A 450-nucleotide genomic window follows, 5' to 3' on the forward strand; every position below is an offset into this window, starting at 1 on the left:
CCTATCCGTACTCGTACTACGCTGCAGGGCCCTCCCGAGTCGCGATCGAAGACGGAATCCATCGCTGCGTCCACTGTGAGAAAGAAAATGCGAAATCGTACACCTACTGTGCAAATTGTGGGAGCATCAACTGTGGCTCGCACATCAAAACAGAACGGCTCGAGGGGACACCAGTGTGTACAGGCTGTGCAGTCACCGAGCGGTTTGTGCTGAAAACGAAGTACTTCTACGACGAGGAGAATCTCGAAGAATTCCGTTCAGAGTACGAACAGATGGCCCTCCACGAGAAAGCAATGGAGAATACACCACTCGTTGGTGGCCTGCTTATTAGTATCCTACTCCTACTAGGGTTTATTCTCACGTCTGGAGCCGTCTAGCACTTTGAGCGACTGTCGCCCGAAGAAAGCGATTGCCTTCTTAAGAGCACGATGATCTCGATGAAACCGTACA

At 51.3% G+C, this 450-nt stretch carries 1 pseudogene; it reads left to right on the forward strand.

From position 1 onward, the window contains the following. Positions 1 to 377: pseudogene (locus tag C5C07_RS20820) on the forward strand (restriction endonuclease); the annotation flags it as partial. Between the last annotated feature and the right edge of the window lie 73 nt (positions 378 to 450).

The organism is Haloferax sp. Atlit-4N, assembly GCF_003383025.1.
GTDB lineage: Archaea > Halobacteriota > Halobacteria > Halobacteriales > Haloferacaceae > Haloferax > Haloferax gibbonsii.